20 protein-coding genes are annotated in these 25786 nt (G+C 39.5%); 12 read left to right on the top strand and 8 right to left on the bottom strand.

All coding sequences use genetic code 11. The features are described from left to right. Positions 1-20: 20 nt before the first annotated feature. A complete protein-coding gene (locus P255_RS09750) occupies positions 21-1418 on the bottom strand; it encodes a WS/DGAT/MGAT family O-acyltransferase (protein WP_004899768.1) in 1398 nt (465 codons plus the stop codon). A 169-nt stretch (positions 1419-1587) separates the two neighbouring features. Beyond that, on the bottom strand, positions 1588-2325 hold the full coding sequence (locus tag P255_RS09745) for a phosphoadenylyl-sulfate reductase (protein ID WP_004899772.1): 738 nt from the start codon (positions 2323-2325) through the stop codon (positions 1588-1590). A 603-nt stretch (positions 2326-2928) separates the two neighbouring features. Between P255_RS09745 and P255_RS09740 the strand changes: the two genes are divergently transcribed. Next, positions 2929-4119: a sugar transporter gene (locus P255_RS09740; protein WP_004899773.1), complete on the top strand. Its 1191-nt coding sequence runs from the start codon at positions 2929-2931 to the stop codon at positions 4117-4119. On the opposite strand, the gene P255_RS09735 is transcribed toward P255_RS09740, so the two are convergent. Further along, entirely contained in the window at positions 4120-4668 is a 549-nt protein-coding gene (locus tag P255_RS09735; RefSeq protein ID WP_004899777.1) for a helix-turn-helix domain-containing protein, read from the bottom strand. A 121-nt stretch (positions 4669-4789) separates the two neighbouring features. Here P255_RS09735 and P255_RS09730 point away from each other — a divergent pair, with 121 nt between their 5' ends. Continuing rightward, the gene (locus tag P255_RS09730; RefSeq protein ID WP_004899781.1) at positions 4790-5701 is read left to right on the top strand and encodes a DMT family transporter; all 912 of its coding nucleotides are present in this window, start codon (positions 4790-4792) and stop codon (positions 5699-5701) included. Between the two features lie 380 nt (positions 5702-6081). Here P255_RS09730 and P255_RS09725 read toward each other — a convergent pair whose 3' ends face one another. After that, positions 6082-6657 (bottom strand): arylesterase, encoded by a 576-nt coding sequence (locus tag P255_RS09725; protein WP_044450278.1) that lies wholly within the window; start codon positions 6655-6657, stop codon positions 6082-6084. 95 nt (positions 6658-6752) lie between these two features. On the opposite strand from P255_RS09725, the gene P255_RS09720 reads away from it, so the two are divergent. Further along, positions 6753-7442 (top strand): ABC transporter ATP-binding protein, encoded by a 690-nt coding sequence (locus tag P255_RS09720; RefSeq protein WP_004899784.1) that lies wholly within the window; start codon positions 6753-6755, stop codon positions 7440-7442. 2 nt (positions 7443-7444) lie between these two features. After that, positions 7445-9913: an ABC transporter permease gene (locus tag P255_RS09715; RefSeq protein ID WP_004899789.1), complete on the top strand. Its 2469-nt coding sequence runs from the start codon at positions 7445-7447 to the stop codon at positions 9911-9913. Here the strand turns inward: P255_RS09715 and P255_RS09710 are convergent. Then, the gene (locus tag P255_RS09710) at positions 9910-10722 is read right to left on the bottom strand and encodes a rhomboid family intramembrane serine protease (RefSeq protein ID WP_004899790.1); all 813 of its coding nucleotides are present in this window, start codon (positions 10720-10722) and stop codon (positions 9910-9912) included. The genes P255_RS09715 and P255_RS09710 overlap by 4 nt on opposite strands. A gap of 69 nt (positions 10723-10791) precedes the next feature. Here P255_RS09710 and mtgA point away from each other — a divergent pair, with 69 nt between their 5' ends. From mtgA to P255_RS09685, 5 genes are all read left to right on the top strand, one after another. Beyond that, the gene (gene mtgA / locus P255_RS09705) at positions 10792-11469 is read left to right on the top strand and encodes a monofunctional biosynthetic peptidoglycan transglycosylase (protein WP_004899794.1); all 678 of its coding nucleotides are present in this window, start codon (positions 10792-10794) and stop codon (positions 11467-11469) included. Between the two features lie 99 nt (positions 11470-11568). Continuing rightward, positions 11569-13677 carry a polyphosphate kinase 1 gene (gene ppk1 / locus P255_RS09700; protein WP_004899796.1) on the top strand — a complete coding sequence of 703 codons (2109 nt, stop codon included), beginning with the start codon at positions 11569-11571 and terminating at the stop codon, positions 13675-13677. A gap of 370 nt (positions 13678-14047) precedes the next feature. After that, on the top strand, positions 14048-14752 hold the full coding sequence (arsH, locus tag P255_RS09695; RefSeq protein WP_035365357.1) for an arsenical resistance protein ArsH: 705 nt from the start codon (positions 14048-14050) through the stop codon (positions 14750-14752). A 193-nt stretch (positions 14753-14945) separates the two neighbouring features. After that, entirely contained in the window at positions 14946-16013 is a 1068-nt protein-coding gene (locus P255_RS09690) for an ArsO family NAD(P)H-dependent flavin-containing monooxygenase (protein WP_004899801.1), read from the top strand. Positions 16014-16124: 111 nt separating this feature from the next. Next, positions 16125-16889 (top strand): DUF4184 family protein, encoded by a 765-nt coding sequence (locus P255_RS09685; protein WP_004899804.1) that lies wholly within the window; start codon positions 16125-16127, stop codon positions 16887-16889. A 29-nt stretch (positions 16890-16918) separates the two neighbouring features. Here the strand turns inward: P255_RS09685 and P255_RS09680 are convergent, their stop codons facing one another. Genes P255_RS09680 through P255_RS09670 form a run of 3 tightly spaced genes read right to left on the bottom strand, consistent with a single transcriptional unit; the run spans position 16919 to position 20684 of the window. Further along, positions 16919-19126: a polysaccharide biosynthesis tyrosine autokinase gene (locus tag P255_RS09680; RefSeq protein WP_004899806.1), complete on the bottom strand. Its 2208-nt coding sequence runs from the start codon at positions 19124-19126 to the stop codon at positions 16919-16921. Between the two features lie 18 nt (positions 19127-19144). Beyond that, a complete protein-coding gene (locus P255_RS09675; protein ID WP_004899808.1) occupies positions 19145-19576 on the bottom strand; it encodes a low molecular weight protein-tyrosine-phosphatase in 432 nt (143 codons plus the stop codon). 7 nt (positions 19577-19583) lie between these two features. After that, complete coding sequence (locus P255_RS09670; RefSeq protein WP_004899811.1) at positions 19584-20684, bottom strand: polysaccharide biosynthesis/export family protein; 1101 nt, start codon at positions 20682-20684, stop codon at positions 19584-19586. A 304-nt stretch (positions 20685-20988) separates the two neighbouring features. Between P255_RS09670 and tviB the strand changes: the two genes are divergently transcribed. From tviB to P255_RS09655, 3 genes are all read left to right on the top strand, one after another. Next, positions 20989-22266 (top strand): Vi polysaccharide biosynthesis UDP-N-acetylglucosamine C-6 dehydrogenase TviB, encoded by a 1278-nt coding sequence (gene tviB, locus P255_RS09665; RefSeq protein ID WP_004899813.1) that lies wholly within the window; start codon positions 20989-20991, stop codon positions 22264-22266. A 555-nt stretch (positions 22267-22821) separates the two neighbouring features. Then, positions 22822-24288 (top strand): oligosaccharide flippase family protein, encoded by a 1467-nt coding sequence (locus P255_RS09660; protein WP_004899816.1) that lies wholly within the window; start codon positions 22822-22824, stop codon positions 24286-24288. Positions 24289-24345: 57 nt separating this feature from the next. After that, entirely contained in the window at positions 24346-25785 is a 1440-nt protein-coding gene (locus tag P255_RS09655) for an O-antigen polymerase (protein WP_004899818.1), read from the top strand. Position 25786 lies beyond the last annotated feature (1 nt).

Below are 25786 nucleotides of genomic sequence, written 5' to 3'. Positions count from 1 at the left end.
AAAAAATTGAAAAGTTGGGTTTAACCCACGTGTTTTAAATCTGCTTTCTGCTCTTCAGAGACATATAGCGTTCCAAGATGGCGCTCATAATTTTGAATTTCTTGTTCAAGCAGCGTGAGTAAACTTTGTACTTTAGGTAAAGTATTACGGCATGCCACAATTCCCACTTCAAGTTTATCTAAATAACTCGTTAGCGTAATATTCAATGCCTGCCCATCAAAGACCACAGATGCAGGATATAGTGCTTCTAGTTTCGCGCCATTCCAGTACAAAGGTTCACGTGGACCTGGCACGTTGGAAATCACCAAGTTAAATGCCTGATGCTTAGGCATCATCCCCGAAATAATATTCAAGCCAGCAGCAGCATATACAAATGCGCTATAGCCTAAAATCTGGTCTTGGGTCATGCGCTTAAAGCGGGTTTTGGCATTACTGACGCTACGCGAAATAATTTTTGCACGTTCAATCGGGTCACTGATATGCGTTGCCAGATTGGCAAGAATCATGGTGATGCGATTGCTGGTATCAGAGTCATTATCTGAACGGATTGAGGTCGGCACCATTGCAATCAGTGGCTTGGCAGGCAGGCTGTTCAAGCTCATCAAGTATTCACGTAAAGCGCCTGAGCAGACCGCAAGAATCACATCATTTAAGGTAATCTGTAAGACTTTGGCAATATGACGGAAGCGTTGCAGGTTAAAAGATTGTGCGGCAAAACGTCGAGATGCACTAATGCGCTGGTTTAAAATACAGACAGGGGCCTGAAAGCTTGAAACATAGTCAGGGTCGTGGCGGCGGTCATGTAGAGCCTGCGTCAGTTCATGATATACGCCAGGCACAATATTCATTTGTTGTTTTAAGTGGCTCAGCTTACTGCTCAAGCGGCGAACGGGATTCTTTGTTTCTGGTTGTGAGCGGCGCTTTTCAATGCACCATGGCGGTACGATACTGTGAATATTCGGATCTTTGGCAAAGGATTTTTCCATCAGACGCATACTGGCAACACCATCGACCATGGCGTGATGAATTTTGAAGTACATTGCAAAACGGTTGCCTTCAATACCTTCAATGATGGTACATGTCCACAGTGGTTTGGCACGGTCAATTAACGTGCCATGTTCCTGTGAAATGTAAATCAGCAGCTCGCGAATACGCCCAGGGTGAGGCAAGGCAATATGTCGAAAGTGATGATCAAGATCAAATTCGTCATCTTTATCCCAAAATAGGCCATTTAGGGTGTTATTGAAGGGTGCAACGGGCTTGCATTTTGAATTACGAATATCAGTAACCAAGTCCTGAATAAAGGTCGAAGGAGAGTTTTTTGGAATTTGAAATAGAAACAATCCCCCTACATGCATAGGCTGCTGTCTTTTTTCTAGAGATAAAAAAATAAAGTCGATTGGGTGTAATGGTCGCATTACGATGTGCCTCACTGCCTATGCCTATTTATCCAGTATATGACTGATTGTCATTCTATTTTTGCTTACTTTTGTTATAAGTATATACTGAAAAATCAGTCGTCTAAACTACCAGTATAAATAAATAACCACTGCAAAGCAGTGGTTATCTGTAAAAGTCTATAACAAATTATTTTTTCAAGTTGCCAGCATGCAAGCCGCATTCTTTATGTGTAGCTTCTTCCCACCACCAACGACCTTCACGTTCGTGCTGGTTGGGTAACACAGCGCGTGTACAAGGTTCACAGCCGATGGATATAAAACCACGTTCGTGTAGTGGGTTATATGGAATTTCCATCATGCGAATATAATTCCACACATCGGTACTTGACCAGTTTGCCAGCGGGTTGTATTTGATGAGTTGTTTGCCTGGGCCTGAAAAGCCTGCATCGGCTTGAATCACTGGAATTTCATTACGTGTACCAGGGCTTTGGTCTTTGCGCTGACCTGTAATCCAGCCATCAAGCGTTGCCAGTTTTTTACGAAGCGGTTGTACTTTACGCACACCACAACATTCCTGATGCCCATCTGCAAAAAAGCTAAACATGCCTTTTTCAGTCACCAGTTTTTGTACAGCTTCAGATTCTGGGAAGCAGATTTCAATATCGATTTTATAAAATTTGCGAACGGCTTCTAAAAACTGATAGGTTTCTGGATGTAAGCGTCCCGTATCTAAGCTAAACACGCGAAACGGTTTGCGCAGGCGATAAGCCATATCAATCAGCACGACGTCTTCTGCACCTGAGAAGGAAATGGCAACTTCGCCCTGTTGGTTTAAAGCAAGCTCAAGAATTTCACTTGGTGATTTGTCTGCATATTCGGCAGCAAGTGCATCAATCAGATCAATAGAGGGAATGGTGTCGGTCATGGTTATTCCTGGCTGTCAGCTTGGATGCTTATTAATAAGACAGAGATAAAGTCAAAATGAAATAAAGTAAAGCATAAAATCAAGAGATAAATAAAAGGTAAATACTTATAAGTAAAATCGATTTAAGTAATATCATCAAATTCATCAGGTCTGGCGCTATGATCCTCAACTTTTGAACAACGAACAATATGAGAAAAGATCGATAGAAATTATTTGCCTTGACCTGAATAGCATATTATTTACCTAACATTTTGATATTTGATTGGAAATAGCATTTAAGCAATAAGAAGTATATAACTTGCGATATTCCAGAGCAGGACATGTGGATGATGCAGCACTTAAAGAGTTTAAAACAACATGATTGCTTGTTAAGTGTTCCAATAGTGTGATTCCTTAATTTCTTGTTATTTATGTAGATGAAAAGTTAAGGCAGGTCTTGTATTGGAGAAAAATGCGAAAGTGCAGAGCATCTGTGTCTGGTTCGTCTTTTGCAAAAATCCAACTAAAATCATCAATTTTTTATTGAAATGACGCATAGCATTTTTTACTGGGCAGTATAATTGTGGCGTTGTTTTTCTTTCTCTCCCCAACGTTAAGATGGTTATGTCTATATCTACTCAACCAGCGCAGCAAGGAAGCTGGATTAGTGTGATTGCACTCGCTTTAGCCGCTTTTATTTTTAATACCACAGAATTTGTGCCTGTTGCATTGCTCAGTGATATTGCACAAAGTTTTCATATGCAGGCTGTAGAAGTCGGCATTATGCTGACGATTTATGCATGGGTGGTGGCGCTGACTTCATTACCGATGATGTTGATGACCCGCAATATGGAACGCAAGGCATTATTATTGTCGATTTTTTTACTGTTTATGATGAGTCATTTGCTGTCGAGTATTGCCAGTAATTTTATGATTCTGTTGATCAGCCGTATAGGGATTGCTTTTGCACATGCTATTTTCTGGTCAATTACCGCATCATTAGCTGTGCGTGTTGCCCCCGCAGAAAAAGGGGTGCAGGCACTTGGATTACTTTCTACAGGAACGGTGTTGGCGCTGGTACTGGGTATTCCGTTTGGGCGGGTGATTGGTGAATGGTTTGGCTGGCGGAATACCTTTGCACTAATTGCAGGTTTGGCACTGTTGACCATGCTTATTCTTTGGACCACGCTACCCAAATTACCCAGTCAGAACTCGGGTTCATTGAGTAGTTTACCTGTCTTGCTCAAACGTCCCGCATTGCTTTTATTGTACTTGGCAACGATTATGGTGATTACCGCGCAGTTTACTGGCTACAGTTATATTGAGCCCTTTACCTTGCATATTGCACATTTTCAATCAGAACAAACCACATCACTCTTGTTGATTTATGGCGGTTCAGGAATTTTGGCGTCAGTTTTGTTTAGCCGATTTAGCCGTAAATTACCAAAAACTTTTGTGATGGCATCTAGTCTGGGAATCAGTATCTCAATGTTGCTGTTGTTGCCGCTGGCAACTCATGTGATGGGTTTAATGACACTCACCGTATTTTGGGGGCTAGCCATTATGAGTTTTGGTCTGGCATTACAGTCCAAAGTTTTGCAATTAGCCCCTGATGCCACAGATGTTGCTATGTCATTATTTTCAGGGCTGTACAATGTCGGAATTGGCGGCGGCGCGTTGCTTGGCAGCATTGTCAGTTTGCATTATGGTTTGCAGTCGATTGGAATGATTGGTGGGGTTTTGGGCTTAATCGGCTGTGTCATCTGTTTCCTAATGATCAAACGACCTGATTTTATGCCAAAATCACGACATTAATTAATAAGCAACTGTACGGGTAAATAGTAACGGTTCAGTTCCGAGATTGGCATAGCTGTAGGGAACTGAGCTGGCATAGACAAAAGATGAACCCGCACTGAGCTGATGTTGCACACCATCTAGCGTCAGGGTCAATGAACCTTGCACAACATACAGCAGCTCGCTCCAGCCTTCGGGATCAGCTTCTGCCTGATAGACATCACCACTGGCAAGTGACCATGTCCATAATTCAACCTGTTGCTGGGCAGGGGCAGAGCAGTGTAGCTCGGCAAAGCTATTGCCATTTGTACTTTGCCAGGTTTTAACCCGATGAATATGTGGATTTTTTGCAGTAGGCGAACTGACTAACTCGGCAAAAGAAACCTGTAAAACACTGGCAACCGCGGCCAGTTTAGTTAGGCTAATATTCATTTCGCCTGATTCCAAGCCTGCAATTGTACGCCGACTGACCCCTGACTGATCTGCCAATTGTTGCTGGCTAAGTTGATGGTGTTCGCGTAAGCGTTTCAGGTTGTCACTGACATATTCTAAAATTCCCTGTTGAGTCATGCATGAACACCATAAAACTGCGAATTAATCGTGGGGAAGATTAGCATATTTGTGCAATATATTGCGCACAAAACTTAATGATTATATGATGTGCAGTATATTGCACAATTCTCCAGAAATCATGCCTAAAACTTTCTTGCATACTTATGCGCCGCAGCTCTCCTTAATCTTGATCACCTTGATTTGGGGCAGTACATTTCTCATCGTCCAGCATGCATTGAGTGCCAGTTCGCCGATGTTTTTTGTGGGTTGCCGCTTTGCAGCAGCGGCGGGCATTATGATGATATTGTCTTGGAAAGTGCTGGCTGGCATATCGCGCTATGATGTTATCGCAGGAGGATGTATCGGAATCATGATTGCAATTGGCTATGGTGCACAAACCATTGGTCTACAAACGATTTCGAGTAGTGAGTCTGCCTTTTTAACCGCGCTTTATGTCCCGATGGTTCCCATTTTACAGTTGTTGATCTTTAAAAAAGTACCCAAACCGATGATGTGGTGTGCAGCAGCTTTTGCATTTATTGGCTTAATTTTATTGACTGGAAATCATAGTTTTTCACAGATTCAGTTGAATGCAGGGCAAATGATTACTTTATTTGGGGCGATTGCGATTGCCATGGAAATTATTCTGATCGGTTACTTCGCAGAACGGGTCAATACGCAATGCGTCACGGTTATTCAGTTATTGATTGCTTCACTTTGTGCATTTGTCAGTATGCCAATGGTCGGGGAAATGAGCATTCCACATTTTAGCTGGACTTTATTCTTCACGGTCACTGGATTAGGGTTTGCCAGTGCGCTGATTCAGTTAACCATGAACTGGGCGCAACGTTCTGTTGACCCTTCACAAGCTGCGATTATTTATGCGGGTGAACCTGTTTGGGCTGGTGTCTTTGGACGCTTGGCAGGTGAGCGTCTGGGAGCAATGGCATTGCTGGGTGGATTATGTGTGGTTTTTGGAGTGATCTTAAGTGAAATGAAGTGGAGTCGGAAAAAGAAGCCTTCTAAAGTTGCTTATGAAGATCATAGCTAATATCGCGGATCATTGAATTCAGTATCACACGAAAAACCTTATGAAATATTTTATGAAAATACTGTTGCACCACGATATTTAAAATTGAGTGATCGCATTTTAAACCATCTATGTGATGGCAAACTGGATTGTTGTTTTATATTGCGATAGTTCGACAAATTAAGCTGTTTTAAGGACTCTGCACTTAGTAGGGCTGTATAGCAGTTGTAGATCATTTGATTGAGTCCAAATTATTTTGCTATTAAAACCAGCGGCTTCTTTCATCATTTTTACTCGCCGTTATTCTCTCTGAGTAACATTGAAATTCATTTCAATAAAGCGCAACAGAAATCAAATGTATGAGAGAAAATCTATGGAACATTCATGGCAATCTGTATTTTTTATTTAAGAGCAGATTGAATCAGTGGATAGACATTGTTCAGCAATATACCCTGTGCTTTTGCATTGGGATGAACCAGATCTTTTTGCATGAGTTGATTATTGCCTGCAATGCCTTGCATGAAAAATGGCAATAGCTGAACTTTATATTGTTGACTCACCGTACGGTAACTTTGTTCAAAAGCTTTACTGTACGCCGTGCCATAGTTGGGTGGAATCTTCATGCCCAGTACAATGACTTTGGCATGAGCCTGCTGGCTCAGTTGAATCATTTTTGCCAAATTCTGCTGCAACATTTGTGGCGGTTGGCCACGTAAACCATCATTGCCACCCAGCTCCAAAACTACAACATCGGGATGATGAGTTTTTAAGGCTAAAGGGAAACGTGCCAGACCGCCTGAAGTGGTTTCACCACTGACACTGGCATTGACCACGTTGTGTTTTTTCGGATACTGTTGTTCAAGACGTTTCTGTAATAAATGAACCCAGCCTTGTTCGGGGTTCAAACCATAACCAGCACTAATACTATCACCATAGACCATCACAGTTTTTGCTGTGGCTGTATGTATACTCAACATACCTGTGCCAATCAATGCAAGCACTGAAACATAGAGAGCGTGTTTGTTATTTTGCATCTGGCTTGTCCTATGATTTTTTATGGATGTTTCGCATCATGCCACAACCGATTCTTCGCGCCCAGCATTTAAGCCAGCAAATTCAGGTTCAAAACAAAACCCTGCAAATCTTACAAGATATTCAGCTTGAAATTTTTGCAGGAGAGCAGGTCGCGATTACGGGGCGTTCGGGTTCAGGCAAGTCAACTTTATTGGGTTTGTTGGCAACGCTGGATCAAGCCAGTTCGGGGCAGCTCTGGTTATGTGAACAACCTGTACATGAGCTAAATGAAGAACAGCGGGCAAAATTGCGCTTGCAATACACAGGGTTTGTTTTTCAGTCTTTTCAGTTACTCAGTCATTTGTCAGCACTGGAAAATGTGCTGTTACCCTTACGCCTACAGCCCAATTTCCATTATGCCAGCGCAGTTGCCAAAGCTAAAAAACTGCTGCAACAGGTGGGCTTGGAACGCCAGATTGAACAAACTCCGCAAGTTTTGTCGGGTGGGGAGCAGCAGCGTGTTGCGATTGCTCGGGCACTGGTGGCAGAACCGAAAATTATCTTTGCGGATGAACCTACAGGAAATCTGGATGAACAAACGGCGCTAGAAGTGGAACAACTGCTGTTTCATCTCAATCAGGAAATGGGTGTCACACTGGTACTGGTGACGCATGATATGAATTTGGCATCGCAATGTCAGCGACATTTTATTTTGCACGATGGACAGCTTTGTGAACAACAGGGGTAACGATGAATCATTTGATTAAACCCTTATTGCAGCAGAGTTTTCGCAGTCAAGGCGTGTGGCTGTTGATTGTGGCGCTCAGTCTGGCGATTTGTGCCACAACTGCCTTGAAGTTTAGTAACGGACAAATTCAGCAAGCGATTTTATTGCAGGCAGCACAATTGCTGGGTGGGGATATGGCGATCACGGATACCAAGCCGATTGCTGCCGAATATGCCCAGCAGGCAAGACAACAGCAGTTGCAACAAGCGCAGGTGACGGTCTTTAGCAGTATGGTACATACACAAGATCAGTTTGTGATGGTCTCGGTCAAAGCAATTGATCAAGCATTTCCGTTGCGAGGTAATTTAAAAATTCGCCCTGCTACGCGACAGATTCAGGTGGGAGAGGTCTGGTTGAGTCAGCGTGCCCAAGACTTGTTGCACGTCAAACTGGGCGATGCGGTGTTTATTGCCGATGCTGAATTTAAATTTACAGGAATAATTGAGCAAGATAGCAATCAGGAAACAGGCTTTTCGGGCTTCTCTCCAACAGTGATTATCAATCAGCAAGATGTGGCACGCACGCATGCGATTCAGGCGGGCAGTCGGATCGAATACCGCTTGTTACTGGCAGGTCAGCCTCAGGCAGCACAGGATTATCAGCACTGGTTTAACTTGAAAAATCCGCATGCCAGTGACGCACAGCGTGATCCTGCCAATGCCGATAATAATCTGCAATTACGTACGGCAAAACAGGGCAATACTCGTTTACTCAAGCCGCTAGAAAATCTGGATACTTTCCTGCAACTCACCAATTTGCTGACCATTTTACTGTGTGGTGTGGCGATTGCCTTGTCCAGTCGCCGTTATGTACAACAAACGCAAGATCAGATTGCACTATTGCGTTGTCTAGGTGCAAGCCAACGCCAGATTATTGGTGCAATCATGATTTTACTGTTGATCGTCATGTTGATTGCTTCAGGCATTGGGGGTGTTCTAGGTGGATTATTGGGGATCGGGTTGTTACAACTGATGCTGCAATTTGTGCCGAGTCTTCAGATTCAAATTGAAGTTCTCGGTAGTATTTTACAGCCTTTACCGATTGGTTTTCTGACCAGTGCGATCGTCTTACTTGGGTTTATTTTCCCCAATATTTACCAGCTCTTGCGGACACCTCCAATTCGGGTGATTCGCCAAGTGCCTGCTTTTGGGCGGGTTTATGTCTGGACATTTTTTACAGGTCTAACCAGTCTGATTTTATTTAGTGTGTTGTTGACACATGCCATTCAACTGACCTTGCTCGTACTGCTCAGTGTTTGTGTCGTAGGGTTGTTGATGTATGGCATGTTATGGCTGGTTTTGCGTGCGATCAAACGTAGTCAGAGCAATTGGGCGATATATGTGCGTGTACCATCGCAAACAGCGTTGCAAATGACAGCGTTGGCACTAGGAATTAGTCTGATTTCGGTGTTGATGGTACTGCGTACAGACTTGTTATCGCGTTGGCAGCAGCAGCTTCCCGCAAATACGCCAAACCAGTTTATTTATGGTTTGCCACCCATGGACAAGCCGAGTTTTGAACAACAACTGCAACGCTATGGCTGGGGCAATACACCACTGTATCCCAATGTGCGTGGTCGCTTGATTGCCCATAATGATCAGGCATTTACCCCACAGCAAATTGAACAAAATAACAGTTTACGCCGTGAGCTTAATCTGACCCAGTCTGCGAGCTATCCTGCTGATAATGTTATTACGCAAGGCACAGCGCAATTGCAAAAAGCTGGTGAAGTTTCCGTAGAAGAAAAGACAGCAGAAAGTTTGGGCATTCGGGTCGGTGATCGCTTAACTTTTGCATTGCCCGAAGGTGAACTACATGCCAAAGTGGTGAATTTGCGTCAGGTTGACTGGCAAAGTTTCAGTCCGAATTTTTTCTTTATTTTTGCACCGAAAACTTTGGATGAAAATGCAGGCAGCTACCTTGCCAGTTTTTATGTGCCAGACCAAGACAAAGCCAAGTTATTACAGTTAATTCAGCAACATAATACGACCGTATTTATTGATGTCGGCATGATTTTGGAGCAAATTAAACATCTGCTCAATGTCATGGTGCAAATTGTTACGCTACTGGCAGTTTTGGTGGCGGTGTCTGGGATCTTGGTGTTGCTGGCGTGTCTGAACTTACTCATGGATGAACGCAAGAAAGAAGTGGCGTTAATGCGTGCTTTTGGTAGTTCTCAGGCACAAATCAAAAATATGCTGACCCGTGAATTTGCCATGATGGGGCTGCTATCGGGTCTGGTTGCCTGTTTGTTTGCCGAGGTCATCAGTGCCATTGCCAGTTCTAAGTTGCAGTTAAGCCTGCAACTTCATGTGGGTTTATGGCTGAGTTTGCCTGTCGGTATGGTGATTTTGTGTGCATTGGTCGGGCGTTATCGTCTAACTTATCTGACACGGATTAGCCCATTAAAAAGCCTGCGCGAGCAAAGCTAGACAGGCATATCAAACTGTTTCAGGATCAGGTTCCATAAGGGGAGCAAGCCTGCTTGGACAAGATGCTGACAATAGAGATAACTGGCAATTAACAGCGCAATCCCTACACTCAGTCCGAGCAAACTGCCAAGGGTATTGCGCCCGTGAACCGTACAGCGATACCAGATCAGGCTTTGCACGACGCCCATGATTGCACCGCCTAAATGTGCGGCATTGTTAATGTTGGGAATCAGCATGCCCAGAGTAAGGTTAATGCCCATAATGAGCAACAAACTACGTTTCACCAGTACAAAAGGCACATTGGGTAGGTTAGGAAATAATGACAAGACAGTCAGGGCACTGCCCAAGCCCATAATTGCACCCGATGCACCCGCATTGACGCTGGGTAGCAGGGCAGTATTGGCGGTTTCTAAGTACAAGTAACTATGATGGATATTTAGCCAGCTACTCAGCAAGCTGCCTGCTAAACCACAGCAGATATACATACCTAGAAAATAAAAACGTCCGAAAATTTGCTCGGCAAGACTGCCAAAAATATACAGCGCCCACATGTTGAGTGCCAAATGCAGAAAACCAAAATGAAAAAACATGCTGGTAAATAATCGCACTGGCTCAGACAAAAAGGTCAATGGTGCAAAGTCTGCTCCCCAAGCCAATGCAGCATCAATGCCCGGCTGACTTGGATTGACACCGACTGCAATTTGCCATAAATACAACCCAACATTGATACTGATTAAGGCGGCTGTCACCCACCAAAGCTGAACATCAAGGTTGCTGCGATAAAACGGAGGTTGTTGCATCTCAGACATGGTATGCTGTGTCGATTTTTTAAAAACTCAGCTTAACATATCGGGTGAGATTGGGAGTAGTTGCACATCATGAAAACATTGTTCATGCGTATTTTTTTGATTTTAATGACTTTGTTTATGGTGGTTCAACTCTGGATCTTTGCCAGTTTGTTGTGGTGGCGAACGCACCCTGTAGACCGCAGCATGTTTATGCGTATCGATGCATTTCAGTATCCTGATGAAACGCTACAACATAAGTGGCGCGATTATGATGAAATCAGTAATCAGTTTAAACACGCCGTGGTGGCCGCGGAAGATGGCAAGTTTTTGCACCATCATGGTTTTGACTTTGAAGGCATGCAGGTTGCCTTACAACGTAACGAAAAAGCAGATGGAATTGTGGCGGGCGGCTCGACCATTTCTCAGCAACTGGCTAAAAACCTGTTTTTGTTTAATCAGCGTTCTTTCGTCCGCAAAGGGCAAGAAGCGATTGCTACATGGATGATGGAACGTATGTGGTCAAAACAGCGTATCCTTGAAGTGTATATGAACTCGGTAGAACTGGGTGCTAACATTTATGGTGTCGAAGCGGCATCACGTCATTATTTTCATAAAAGCAGCAAAAATCTGACGCGTGAACAGGCGATCTTCTTGGCGGCTTTATTGCCGAATCCACGTTATTATCAACAACATCCTGAAGATGAAAAATTTAGATTCCGTAAGCGTTTTATTGCCAAATACATTCGATATAGCCAAATTCCAACATAGACATATTCATTTGCATAGTTTATGTTCAAACTTTATGAAATTGTCATAAATATGCAGCATACTGCTTAAATAACATGAAAAATACGTATGGAACGACATATGAATACCGAAGTATCTCCTGCGCCGACGCCAGCACCTGTTGCTAAAAATGTGACTGCCGCAGATTATGCTTATAACGACCGTTATATTAATCGTGAACTCTCGATTTTAGATTTCCATTTACGGGTGCTTGAACAAGCTGTAGATCCATTACACCCATTACTTGAATGCTTAAATTTTTTACTCATTTTTTCACGCAATCTCGATGAATTTTTTGAGATTCGTGTCGCGGGTGTCATGGAACAACTGACTTTGGGTAATGAAAGCCATAGTCCAGATGGTTTGACTCCCAAGCAAGTTTTAGAGCAGATTTCAAAAACTGCGCATATCGCGATTGAACGTCAGTACCGTATTTTAAATCAGGAAATTCTAGCACGCTTACGTGAAGAGGATATTTGCTTCTTGCGCCGTGGGGAGTTAACTCCTGCACAAACGGCATGGGTGAAAAAATATTTTCAAGAACAGGTTGCGCCTGTACTCACGCCAATTAGTTTAGACCCAGCGCACCCATTTCCGCGTTTGGTCAATAAAAGCTTAAACTTTATTGTCACTTTAGAAGGCAAAGATGCCTTTGGCCGTCAAATCGATCTGGCGGTTGTACCTGCGCCACGTTCATTGCCGAGAGTAGTTCGCTTGCCTGATGAATTGACCGATGGTAAAGAACACCATGTCATGCTATCAGCGATTATTCATGAACACGTTTCTGATTTATTCCCTGGTATGACTGCAACGGGATGTTACCAGTTCCGTGTCACACGAAATGCGGACTTGGCTTTAAATGAAGATGTTGATGATTTAGCAAAAGCGCTCAAAGGTGAACTTAGCTCGCGCCGTTTTGGTCGTGCAGTGCGTTTGGAAGTGACAGAAAACTGCCCGAAACAAATTTACGGGTATTTGCTGAACGAATTTGAGCTGGATGAAGACCAGCTTTATAAAGTTGATGGCCCTGTTAATCTGGCACGCTTGTTGTCGAATTTCAAACGCCCACATTTAAAATATGATGCGTTTACGCCAGTGATTCCAAAAGTGCTGACCAAGTCTGAAAATATCTTTGCTGCAATGCGTAAGCAAGATATTTTACTGCACCATCCGTTTGAATCTTTTGCGCCAGTGATTTCATTTCTGCGTGAAGCTGCGCGTGACCCACAGGTCTTGGCGATCAAGCAAACTTTGTACCGTAGTGGAGCAAACTCAGAGATTGTACAGGTGTTGGCAGAAGCCGCTCGTAATGGCAAGGAAGTGACTGCGGTAATTGAGTTGCGTGCCCGCTTTGATGAAGAGTCTAATATCGAAGTTGCTAATGTGTTGCAAGAGGCAGGAGCAGTCGTGGTGTACGGCATTGTGGGTTATAAAACCCACGCCAAAATGATTTTGGTCGTACGCCGTGAAAACAATAAATTGGTACGTTATGCACATTTGGGTACAGGTAACTATCATGCGGGTAATGCACGAATTTATACCGACTATGGCTTGCTGACGACAGAGAAAGAACTTTGCGAAGATGTGCATCGCATTTTCCAAGAGTTGACAGGTATGGGGAAAATGGCAAAGCTGAAAAAGCTGTTACATGCGCCATTTACCTTACATAGCCATCTTGTTAGTTGTATTGATGATGAAATTGCAGCTGTAAAAGCGGGTAAAGAAGCAAGAATCATCATTAAAGTGAATGCTTTGACTGAAGTTCAGCTCATTAACAAACTGTATGAAGCTTCACAAGCAGGTGTACAGATTGACTTGATTATTCGTTCAATTTGTTGCTTACGCCCAGGACTACCTGGTTTGTCAGAAAATATTCGGGTACGGTCAATTGTTGGACGTTTTCTTGAACATACGCGAGTGTATTATTTTGCCAATCAGGGCAATGCACGCATTTACTGTTCAAGTGCTGACTGGATGAACCGCAACTTGTTTAATCGTGTAGAAGCCTGTTTCCCGATCGAAGATCCTGCACTACGTAAACGTATTTATCAGTTTGGTTTGCTTAATTATTTACAAGATAATCAGCAGGCGTGGTTGTTGCAAGGTGATGGGGCTTGGGTACGTGCGCATCCAAAACAAGGTGAGCCACTGTATAACGCTCAGCAAACCTTGCTTGAATCCTTCCGTTAAATATAACGCTTCGGTTGGAGCGATTTCCCAAAATGTTTAAATGAAAAGCCTCAATTGAGGCTTTTCTTGTATTTTTCAGATACTGCATTCAGGGCTGTGAATGCTTAAAATTTTATTTTGATCGACTCAGTATGCTCTCGGACTTTTGCAGAGTTTTACACAGTTGGTCGAAATGAAGATGCATTACATAAAGTTATCTGGAGATAAGTTCTCTATGAGATATTTAAAAAGTCATATGAATGAGCTGGATGTTTGATGCATCGTATTGAATAAATTTATGACATTAGACAGACTTTATATTCAATTTATATCTTAAACTTGATAGCAATACGAATTCTTTAATTTGAGCATGCTGATGCAACAAGACACGATGACTCTCCCGAATGTAGATATGAATCTGCTTGAACAACCAACTTTGGAAAAGGTTCAAGCGAAAGAATTGGATCACCCGCCGCGTATTTTACTGTTGTATGGCTCAAATCGTGAACGATCATACAGTCGTTTAGCAGTACTTGAGGCAGGTCGAATTTTGGAACACTTTGGTGCTGAAGTAAAAATATTTCACCCGAAAGGACTCCCTTTACCTGAAGATACAGATGCTGAACATCCAAAAGTAAAAGAGTTACATGCATTATTGGCATGGTCTGAAGGCATGGTGTGGTGTTCACCAGAACGCCATGGCGCGATGAGTTCGATCTTTAAGTCACAGATTGACTGGATTCCACTTGCAAGTGGTGCGATTCGAGCAACTCAAGGAAAAACGCTGGCGCTGATGCAGGTGAGTGGTGGTTCACAATCATTTAATAGCGTAAATCAAATGCGAATTCTTGGTCGCTGGATGCGGATGATTACAATTCCAAACCAGTCCTCAATTCCTAAAGCATTTTTAGAGTTTGAAGAGGATGGACGAATGAAACCATCGCCTTACTATGACCGTATCGTTGATGTGATGGAAGAGTTGTTTAAGTTCACTTTACTGACTCGTGGACAGGTGAACTACTTCACCGACCGTTACTCAGAACGTAAAGAATCTGCAGAAGAACTTTCAAAGCGGGTAAATCAGCGGAGTTTGTAAACTCTAGCAACGTAAAGGCGATTCAATTTTTGAAAAGCTTCTGCTGTTAAAAATAGAGAGAACAAGCTTAATAATTCAGGTTGTTAAGCTTGATTTTTAGTGGTGGGTTAGATTGTTTAGAAGCAATCCTGAATATGATTGCACTGTTGTGGTTTTAATTATAAAACGAATAATTCAATAGAGGAGAAAGGCTTTGACTCAACTACAGGCTGAGATTGATGTGGTCATTATTGGGGGTGGGCAAGCGGCTCTTTCTACTGCTTACTTTTTAAACCGTAAGAAAATTTCATTCGTGATTCTAGATGATCAAAATCAGGCTGGTGGGGCATGGCAGCATACTTGGCAATCATTGCACCTTTTTTCTCCCAATACATGGAGTTCGCTGTCTGGTTGGCTAATGCCCAAAACCGCAGAGGTCTATCCTACACGTGATGAAGTCATACAATATTTGGCTGCGTATGAACAACGTTATCAATTCCCAATTATTCGTCCAGTACATGTGGATCATATTGAATCGAATGGCGCATATTTAGATGTTTATGCGGGAGAAAAATATTGGAGAGCCCGAGCTGTAGTCAGTGCAACGGGGACATGGAGTCAACCGTATATTCCTGATTATGCTGGTCATGAAAACTTTCAGGGCATTCAGTTGCATTCGGCTCATTACATCAACGCAGATTCATTTAAAAATAAAAAAGTCATTGTGGTTGGTGGTGGGAATTCAGGTGCACAAATTCTGGCCGAGGTCTCTAAAGTTGCAAAAACAATTTGGGTCACACCCCATCCACCACAATTTTTACCTGACGATGTCGATGGTCGTGTACTCTTTTTAAGAGCAACAGAACGGCTCAAAGCACAACAGGAAGGTCGGGTCATCGATCAGCCGATTGGTGGATTGGGTGACATCGTGATGATTGACAGTGTTAAAGAGGCAAGGGGTAGGGGCATTTTGAAGAGTCGGGCTCCTTTTGTATCTTTTACAACAAATGCAGTGATCTGGTCGGATGGTACAAGCGAAGAAGTTGATGCTGTGATTTGGTGTACTGGATTTAAAGCATCTCTCAATCATTTAAAAAGCCTGAACGTCGTGGAACCAGATAATACAGTCAAAGTCATAGGCACACATTCTTTAAAAGTGAATAACTTATGGCTGGTTGGCTATGGTGAATGGGTGGGAACAGCCTCAGCAACATTAATTGGTGGGTCGAGGACAGCAAAAGCAACAGTTGATGAAATAGCGGCTTATTTGGCTGATCTATAAATGATTAAAAATACATCATGATTATGCTGGTTTTTGAATTTTTGCAGCATCAGCTTTGATTGTCGTAATCTTTGTAATTGTTCAGTGGTTAAAGTTTGGATTTTATTCGTTATGCCATTTACTATTTCACATGCCGTGCTTGCCTTACCACTTGCAAAACTATTTAAACATCAGCTGTCTATGGCAGGTCTTGCAATAGGATGTATGGCGCCTGATCTTGCGTGGCTATTCAGTGCGAACGTGCAATCACACCAATGGTCTAGTCTGATTTTTCCCGATTTGTTGGTTGGTTTATTCTTTGCAGCAGTCTGGTATTGGATTTGGCGTCCTATATTTTACGACTATTTTAGAATTAGAGATCCGTTACAGATCGTCGGTATAGATGGTTATTGTGATTTCTTTCTTAAATTATCCATAGCAATTATTTTAGGGGCAATTACCCATTTATTGTGGGATGGTTTTAGCCATGATGATGCTAAAAATATCGCTTTCAAGGAGTTTTTGAGTCAGCCAATTATATTTTTAAATATACAGACTAAAGTTTCTATATTAATGCAGGTTTTATTTTCGATAGTTCCTCTTCCGATCATTTTTTACATGTTACATCGCTATTATCAAAATCATAAAGATGTGCTTCAGACAAGGTCGATATGTTCACTATTCATCATATTGTGTGTTATAAGTGCAATGATCTGTGGCGTAATACAGGTTGAAAAATTAGTAGAAAATCATGCTTATGAAACTGTTTTCTGGTTTTCTTATCAAATGTTGTCCACAAGTGTTTTTAGCTTTTTTAGAGGATTTTTAAGCTGTTTTGTACTGGCTATTGGCGTCTTGAGATTATTCTATATCAGAGTGCTGACATGCAATGAATAAAAAAGAGGAGCCGAAGCTCCTCAAATTGGTTATTTACGGGATTTATAATCATAACTATATTGATAGTCATAACCATAGCCGTAAGCCCCGCTGGTTTTATGAATATCGTTAAGAATAACACCATGTACTTCACGACCACTTTGTTTAAAGCGGTTGATGGTGATATCAACTTCTTTTAAGTGAGACTTTGCAAAACGAACCACCAATAAGTTTAAATCTACAGATTGCGAAATGATCGCAGCATCGGTCACTGCAAGAAGTGGTGGTGTATCAATCACAATATGGTCATATTGTTGTTTTAGTTGCTCAATAATAGCAACGAATTTCCCTGTATTGAGTAGCTCAGCAGGGTTTTTAGGTGATTTACCACGACTAATAAATGCTAAGTTTTCAACATGAGTATTTTGAATGACTTGATTTAGTTCGGTAACATTATCAGTGAGTAAATTTGAAAGACCAAGATTATTGGAGGTAGCAAAATACTGTTGTAAGTAGCCACGACGCATATCTGCATCAATCAGTAATACACGTTTACCACTTTGCGCCAAAATTGTGGCAAGGTTAATCGAAATAAAGGATTTACCAATTTCAGGTGAAGTCCCTGAAATGAGAATGACCTGATTACCATGTTCTTTACCCAGTGCAAAATAAATTGCAGTACGTAAACTTCTTAAACTTTCTACTGCTCCATCTTCACTGTCTTTGACTGCTAAAATTGGTAACTGACGCTTTTTCTTCAGCAAATGAGTGCGACGCAATTGCAAGTCTGAACGAGGTACAGTTGCATAAACAGAGATATTAAATTCATCTTCAATTTGTGATGCATCTTTAATACCACTTTGCATCATATTCCGAAGCAGCGCTAATAATACCCCAATAAAGCCGCCTAAAAATAACGATAAGATTAAAATATTTAGTTTTTTGGGGTGAATCGGTTTTACTGGCTCGATTGCCATATCGACAATACGAACATTTCCAATTTCACCAGCTTTTGCAACACTCATGGTTTGGTAAGTGTTTAAAAGGTTGGTATATAGTTGATTTTTGACTTCAACATCACGGTAAAATTGCAAATATCTGCGCTGAATGTCGGGTAAACGTTTTAATGTTGTATCGAGTTCACCAATTTTTTTATTAATTGCACCTAACTGTGCATTGACCTCCTGCATCATTGGATGTTCAGAGGTATATTTAGCAGCCAGTTCAGCTTGTTTTTGTTGTAATTGAATTTTTTGTGTTTCAAGGTCAATACTTTGCTTTAAATACAGCTCAGATTCTTGATTAACATCTACTGTATTATTGGCTTCGCGGAATGCATTAAATTTTCTTTCAGCATCATCTAAATCTGCTTTAAGTGTAGGAAGCTGCTTATTTAAAAATGCTAAAGTTTGTTCTTTTTCTGCGGAACTTTGTTGTACATTTTGAGCTTTATAGGTCGATAAAATAGTATTAAGTACATGGGTGATATGTAAGCTATCTTCCCCTTGGTATGTAATATTAATAACGCCTGTTTGCTTACCAGCTTCGGTGGCTGAAAAGTTATCTAAAACAGATTTTACAGCACTCGGTAATGCTTGCTTCGTTAAAATATAATCCTGATGAAGTGGAGCTTTGCTAAAGATTGCTATACGCCATGTACCATAAGGATTTGACATGATATTATTTTTATTCAGTTTGCCTTTAAATACTTCAAGATCTGTTTTTTTATCCGTGAGAGTCAACTGATCACCAGAAATGTGCAAAATGAGGGCTTTATCTTCAAAGCTTTCTGGAACTTTTAACTCTTGAATGGTGAAATTATCGCTATCATTATGTATCGCAATACCTTCAGCAGAATACTGGGTTTGAAAATCTGGTTTTGTAATAATGCGTTGTAATAAAGAGTTTTGTGTTGGCTTAACTTGAATGTCCAAGTTTAAAGTTTGAATAGTTGTGCCTAAGACTAAACGTGATTGTAAAATTTGGATCTCAGCTTGGGCCTGCTGCTGCCCGAGACCTGTTGTATCCATGATACTTGATAACTGCTGACCTAAAAGTGCGGCAGAAGCACCACCTTTACCTGATTCAACTTGCACTAGACCATCTACAGCATAAGTTGCTGGTGTTACACGCAGGTAAAGTATTGCACAAATAAGACTGAGTAGTACACATACAGCAATTAGCTTCCATTGTGCAATCAAGGAAAAAAATAATTCTTTTAAATCAGTGGTATCATCGGTCTGTTGAGTTGTATTCATTATCTTCACATTCTAAAATTACAAATATTCGTGCCAGTCTGCTAAGCAGTGTTGAACGCTGCTACAAGTTTGGTCAAAAAAGGCTTGGTCTTGTTGATAAGGATCAAGAATATCTTTATTTTGCCAGTGCCCAAGCCGGAACACTTTTCCTTTACTAAAGGCCCAAGTCTTTTCGATATGTTGTTGCTGGCTCATTGTCATTACTAAGACTAAATCTGCCTGCTTAAGCATAGTTGAGTCAAGTTGCCGAGCAACATGAGTGGAAATATCGATCTGTGTAAGGCGCTGCATAGCATGTATGGCTTTTTCATCAGCAGGGTGTCCAACCATCGCATGAATACCTGCAGATGATACCTCCAGCGTAGGAAACTCTCGTTTAAGCAAATATTCGACCATTGGGCTACGGCAGATATTTCCGATACAAACCACTAAAAGCTTTTGAAACTTCATCGTTGAGTTACTGTCCTAACTGTTTAGTGCTATAGAGTACATTTGAGAAAGGTAGAATTTGATTGACTACACGTTGCCAGCGAGTTAAGCCTGTTGGATCGAAATACACAATATCATTGCTATGCATTTTAAACTGGTTAGCAAGACCAAAATTACCAATACTGCTGAGATTGAGATGGTAAATGGCAGTTGTATGATCGGTATTATTGCTTCGCAGAACGTAAATACGTGCGGCACTTGCTGAGAGTGGGTTAATTCCTAAGCTTTCACCAATCACATCACTTAAACTCATACCTTGATCTCGCATAGGTATAGCTTGGTTTTTACCAGCTTCTCCCATGACATAGATCTTTTGGTTTTCACGTGCATTGATATAAATTGTATCGTTCGGCTGAATCATCAATTTATGTAAAGATAATCCTTGCTTTTCCAACTCTATGGTGTTGATATTAAAGGTTTTTCCGTGACGAATCAATTGAATCGAAGTTGGATCGCCCAGTTGTGTGACACCACCTGCCATACCTAAGGCTGTATATAAACTGGTCGGTTGGTCTGTTAAAAAAAACTGACCGCCTTTAGTTACATTGCCTTGCACATAGTAACGTTGACCTTGATAAGAAATAATCCGTACGACTAAATCAGGCTGTTTTAGATAACGCGAAAAAACTGATTTTAATTCCGTATTGACTTGAGATAAAGTTTTACCAGAAGCTTTATATCGACCTACTAAAGGAAGTTGAATATAGCCTTGTTGGTCGATGTGATAACCACTTGCTAATGCTGACTGATCAGAAGTAATGTTACTAATAGGCGGTGCAATTTCAGGATAGTTCCATAGCTGAATCGATAAGATATCACCTGATGTTAAGTTATAAGTATTTTTTGTTGATTGGAATAATGCGTTGTAATATTGCGGTGAAAACTCTTGTGCATCTTGTGTTGCAGGAAGTGTATCCTGATTTAAAGCAATAATGTTTACTGGTACGCCCAAGTTTGTTGTATATGCGCCTTGACGAGGAAGGTCATAGGTTTGTAAACCAGAAATAACTGTACAACCCGTGATTGCAAGACTGAATGATGTAACTGCAAAAATTGAACGAAATTTCACGTTTTACCCTTATTCGTTTTTGTAATATATACCTATTTTCATCACAATTAAGATGTTTTTTGAAACACTTAAATGCAGTTAAAAATATTTATTGCCCCGAATTCTACACGTTATATTCTATAACCTGCAATGATTTTAGTACAAAGGATATTGGTTGGAGATCAACATTTCAAAATTTAAAGTTATACTATTTGTTATAATTTGGTCTAGTTTTAACCAAACAAGATAATTTTCATTAAAACATGAGATTTTCACTGTTAGACTTGCACTGTCTCTAGGGTCACTCAAAAAATAAGGAATAATCGTGTTTCATTTATGCAATTTGAAAGTTGCTGTGATTGGCTTGGGCTATGTGGGACTGCCACTGGCTGTCGAATTTGGTAAAACGGTCGCAACAGTCGGGTTCGATATTCAGCAAAAGCGTATTGATGAACTTCGAAGCGGTCAGGATCATACTTTAGAAACCTCGCCAGAAGAATTACAACAGGCAAGCCATTTAAGCTATACCACCCAGATTGATGATTTACAGGATTGTAACTTCTTTATCGTGACAGTCCCGACCCCGATCGACCAGTATAAACAGCCTGACCTGACCCCGTTGGTGAAAGCCTCGGAAAGCATTGGTCGAGTGCTGAAAAAAGGCGATATCGTGGTGTACGAGTCGACTGTGTATCCGGGTGCGACCGAAGAAGTCTGTATTCCTGTACTGGAAAAAGTTTCAGGTCTGACTTTCAATCAGGATTTCTATGCAGGCTATAGCCCAGAGCGGATTAACCCAGGTGACAAAGAACACCGCGTTACCAATATTTTAAAAATCACTTCGGGTTCAACCCCTGAAATCGCCGATTATGTCGATGAAGTCTATAACCTGATTATTACCGCAGGTACGCACAAAGCCCCAAGCATTAAAGTCGCTGAAGCGGCAAAAGTCATTGAAAATACCCAGCGTGATGTGAATATTGCACTCATCAATGAATTGGCGTTGATTTTCAATAAAATGGGCATCGACACTGAAGATGTGCTCAAAGCCGCAGGCACCAAGTGGAATTTCTTACCATTCCGTCCGGGTCTGGTGGGTGGGCACTGTATCGGGGTAGATCCGTACTATTTAACCCATAAGGCGCAGGCGATTGGCTATCATCCTGAAATTATTTTGGCGGGTCGCCGTCTCAATGACAGTATGGGTGCTTATGTTGTGACTCAACTTGTAAAAGGGATGATAAAAAAGAAAATTCAAGTTGAAGGTGCTAAGGTCTTGGTACTGGGTTTAAGCTTTAAAGAAAACTGTCCTGACATTCGTAATACCCGCATCATTGATATTATTCATGAATTGCAGGAATACCACATTCAGGCCGATGTGTATGATCCGTGGGTTGATGCTGCCGAAGTGCAGCATGAATATGGTTTGGAACTAACCGAGCAGCCGAAAAATCATTACTATGATGCGGTGGTGTTAGCCGTTGCTCATCAGCAGTTTAAAGATATGGACACGGTTCAGATTCGTGCTTTGGGTAAAGATCAACATGTACTGTATGATTTGAAGTATGTTTGGGATCAGTTAGAGTCAGACCTACGCTTATAATTGCCAAACTATTAATCAATTTTTAGAGTAATAATGTTTGAGCCAATGCAAACATATGTGAATAACTATAGTAAAGTCCTAAAATTTGGCTAGTTATAATTTGTCCAAATTTACTGGATGTTTTTAAAGTTCAAACAAAAGGCTATGTTTTAAATTATTTTTTATTAAATTTTGGAGTTTAAGGCTTATGCGAGAGTGATTGTGAATTATATGTAGATGATGATGTATTTGCCATTAATGATGGTGTGGCTACTCTTGATTTTTGTTATATCTGAAATACTGTAAAGCCAACATTTTGGTTGCAACCATTCAGAATGAGAGAGCAAAAAATCAAGTCTACAATGTTGTAGTAATTCAATCTATTGAATGATTTGTTTTAATTAATTTAAGTTAGTTTTAATAGATAATGGTGTGGTGATTTTGTATATCGATCGTGAGATGTGAGTAAAATTAAAAACTTGCTAGATTATTAACCAATTTTTATTTTCAGGAGGTATATACAGTCTACTAACTCTTACCTCATTTAGAATTAATTAAAAAGACTGGCTGTTAGTAATGAAAAATTATGTTTGGGTATTCGTAGAGAAATTTAGTGTTATTCTAGTAAAATTTATAACTACTGCAATAATGGCAAGATTTATACTTCCAAAAGATTTTGGTAGTTTTGCTATTATCAATTATATTATTATCACTGCTACAGTTGTTATTGATTCTGGTTTGGGAGGGTCAATCATTAGAAAAAAAAATATTAAAAATATTGATTACTCGACCATTAATGTTTTTCAGATAATAAGTTCAATTGTTGTTATATCTATTTTATTTGTACTTGGCGCACTTATCTCAAATTATTATAATGATCTTAGTTTGATAATTATTCTGAAGTTAATGCTTATTTGTTTGTTTTTTAGATCTTTAAGTGTAATTTATATTGCTTATATGATAAAAAATATGCAATTTAAAAAACAAGCTGCTATTTACTTATTTGCAACTATTATATCTAGTATTATTGCTATTGTACTAGCAATTTATGATTTTAAATATTATGCTTTGGTTGCACAGCAAATAATTGAAGCTATTTTAATTTTTTTTCTTGTTAAATTTTATACTCAAACGTTTATTGTTAAATATAATTTTTCTTTTGATATTTTAAAAGAGCACCTTGATTTTGGTGTTAAATTGACTCTGTCATCATTTCTTGACTCTTTATCAAATAATTTTGTTATCAATCAGATCACGAGAAATAATGGCATTACAATAGTTGGTAAATATACACAAGTTTCTCGTATTAATGAATTGTTTTTGGGGGTTATCATGATGACAGTTGATAAAGCCGCCCTACCTACTTTTGTTCAATATAGTCATGATTTGAATCAGTTAAAGGTTATATCAATTAAATTGTTGACGCTACTAAGTTTATTCTCTTATCTTATGTTGGCTATTTTAATTACATCATCAGATAGCATTGTCAGAATCGTGTTGGGTGTTAATTGGGTGGAATCTTCATGGATTTTACAACTTATTGCATTTTGTGGTTTTAGTCAAATAATAGAAATTGTATTGAGGAATTTTTTAAAATCACAAGGTAAATCAAATATTATTTTATTTTATGGTTTTTTGAAGATTTTGTTACTTGTGATTGTTTTATGTATATGTGGATTTTTATTACAATCATTAAAATTTATTTTGCTTGGGTTGGTCTTAGCTTCTCTGATAAATGTTGTGATATACTTGTTGCTTATAAGTAAAGCTTTGAAAATTAAAGTCATACAATTTTTTTTATCAATTATAAAACCACTATGTAGTGCATTACTTACAATTTTTATTGTGCATATTGTTGAAAATTCATTATTTATACCATCAAATTTTTCATTCTTATCTGCTGTAATAAGGTTGTTTTTAAATTCACTACTTGTGATGGGGTTGTATAGTTTATTTTTGATGCTACTTGGTTATAGAGAGCTTAAGATTTTTAAAAACCTTTTAAATAGTATTCTATTTTTATTAAAGAGGCGAAAATTTTGAGGAAACAAATTACCATGCTTTTAATTTTTAAAATTAACTCATTGATGGTGTAATTTTATGGAACAAATCATTCTTTTATTATTTATGCTATGCGGTTATATTGTTGCATATGCTTTTGTTCCTAATGTGGTGGATATTAATACACTTGCTATTTTGCTAATAGGTATGGGTGTTTCATTATTGATATTTTTCTCGAAACCTGAAACAAATAAAAATCTAAAAAATCAAAAAATAAGAGCATCTTATATTTTTGTTATTGGTTTTTTAATCGTTAACTTTCAAGCTTATATTGATTTAATCTTCGAAAAAGTATCTATAAATGATATTGACCTTTGGGTTGATATTACTATTATAAATGAATCTGCAATCATTTCTTCTGTTGGGTTGTTGTCTTTTTTGTTGGGTTATTCTGTAAAAAGAATTATACCTTTTCCAGAAAGAAATTTTAAAATTTATTGTTATCCAACAAAATTTCTAAAATTATTGTCATTATTCTTTCTTGTGCTGTATTTTTATTTTGTTAATCCCGCATATTTAAAAGGTGGGTATGCTCTTTTTGATATGGGTGCTAGTGCTAAATATTTAGCACTAGCATTCAATGCATCAATTTTTGCTATTTATGTGCAGGAAAGTAGAAATATAATTAATAATAAAATAAAAATTAAAAATTTTTATGATTTCATAAAACATGTTGGTCTACTGTCATTTTTATTAGTAACCATCTATTTAATAAGTGTTTTACTTAGTGGTGATAGAGGGCCAATCATAACATATTCAATGCTCATTTTTGGTTCGTATCTATTCATTAACAAACCTAAGTATAGTTCTCTAACTATCATTATTTATTCTGTCAGCATCGCTCTAGTTCTTACCCTACTTGGTTTTGCAAGAAAGATGATTACCGAAGATTCTCTTGTTGAGAAATTGAAACTGGGGGTTAATGCTTTTAATGATAATGCATCTTCTTCAATATTTCCTATGACAAAGGAACTTTCAGGTTCTGTTAATACAGTTCATTATGTTGTTAGTTATATCCATAAAAATCATGATTATTTTTATGGAATGTTTCAAATACGACAATTGATAGATGCTATTCCATTTTCTGGAACGATTTTTGGAAGGCTAGGACTCATTAACTATAATAATACTAAATATAATGGAATTGCTGAATTTATTACATGGATTGCTCAAGGTGATAATTCTACCTATGGTAATGGTGCATCAATAGTTGCTGATTTTTATCTTGGGTTTGGTATTCTAGGTGTTTTTTTGGGGATGTTATTCTTTGGTTATTTTATGAGGGTGGTTGATGAGAAAATGTACGGTAAATCATCGATTTCAACTGTATGGCTAACTATAGCTTTAGTTTATTTCTCGAATGCTATATACATATCGAGGTCATTTGTCCTTGAAGGAACTAAAGCTATTGTGATGATATTATTTTTATTATTACTTAATAATCTGTTACTAGGTAAAATCTATAGATTTAAAAGGTGAT

Origin of the sequence: Acinetobacter brisouii CIP 110357 (genome assembly GCF_000488275.1) — a bacterium.
Taxonomy (GTDB): Bacteria; Pseudomonadota; Gammaproteobacteria; order Pseudomonadales; family Moraxellaceae; genus Acinetobacter; species Acinetobacter brisouii.
The sequence above is the reverse complement of the archived record's forward strand: the minus strand, read 5'-3'. Positions and strand labels throughout refer to the sequence as shown.

Excerpts from the sequence above, each read along its gene's own strand:
- P255_RS09675 (WP_004899808.1), bottom strand. The coding sequence starts at position 19,576 with ATGAAGTTTCAAAAGCTTTTAGTGGTTTGTATCGGAAATATCTGCCGT.
- P255_RS09655 (WP_004899818.1), top strand. The coding sequence starts at position 24,346 with ATGGAACAAATCATTCTTTTATTATTTATGCTATGCGGTTATATTGTT.
- P255_RS09720 (WP_004899784.1), top strand. The coding sequence starts at position 6,753 with ATGCCACAACCGATTCTTCGCGCCCAGCATTTAAGCCAGCAAATTCAG.
- P255_RS09680 (WP_004899806.1), bottom strand. The coding sequence starts at position 19,126 with ATGAATACAACTCAACAGACCGATGATACCACTGATTTAAAAGAATTA.
- P255_RS09750 (WP_004899768.1), bottom strand. The coding sequence starts at position 1,418 with ATGCGACCATTACACCCAATCGACTTTATTTTTTTATCTCTAGAAAAA.
- P255_RS09715 (WP_004899789.1), top strand. The coding sequence starts at position 7,445 with ATGAATCATTTGATTAAACCCTTATTGCAGCAGAGTTTTCGCAGTCAA.
- mtgA (WP_004899794.1), top strand. The coding sequence starts at position 10,792 with ATGAAAACATTGTTCATGCGTATTTTTTTGATTTTAATGACTTTGTTT.
- P255_RS09725 (WP_044450278.1), bottom strand. The coding sequence starts at position 6,657 with ATGTTGAGTATACATACAGCCACAGCAAAAACTGTGATGGTCTATGGT.
- P255_RS09740 (WP_004899773.1), top strand. The coding sequence starts at position 2,929 with ATGTCTATATCTACTCAACCAGCGCAGCAAGGAAGCTGGATTAGTGTG.
- arsH (WP_035365357.1), top strand. The coding sequence starts at position 14,048 with ATGACTCTCCCGAATGTAGATATGAATCTGCTTGAACAACCAACTTTG.
- P255_RS09735 (WP_004899777.1), bottom strand. The coding sequence starts at position 4,668 with ATGACTCAACAGGGAATTTTAGAATATGTCAGTGACAACCTGAAACGC.
- P255_RS09660 (WP_004899816.1), top strand. The coding sequence starts at position 22,822 with ATGAAAAATTATGTTTGGGTATTCGTAGAGAAATTTAGTGTTATTCTA.
- ppk1 (WP_004899796.1), top strand. The coding sequence starts at position 11,569 with ATGAATACCGAAGTATCTCCTGCGCCGACGCCAGCACCTGTTGCTAAA.
- P255_RS09710 (WP_004899790.1), bottom strand. The coding sequence starts at position 10,722 with ATGTCTGAGATGCAACAACCTCCGTTTTATCGCAGCAACCTTGATGTT.
- P255_RS09685 (WP_004899804.1), top strand. The coding sequence starts at position 16,125 with ATGCCATTTACTATTTCACATGCCGTGCTTGCCTTACCACTTGCAAAA.
- P255_RS09730 (WP_004899781.1), top strand. The coding sequence starts at position 4,790 with ATGCCTAAAACTTTCTTGCATACTTATGCGCCGCAGCTCTCCTTAATC.
- P255_RS09745 (WP_004899772.1), bottom strand. The coding sequence starts at position 2,325 with ATGACCGACACCATTCCCTCTATTGATCTGATTGATGCACTTGCTGCC.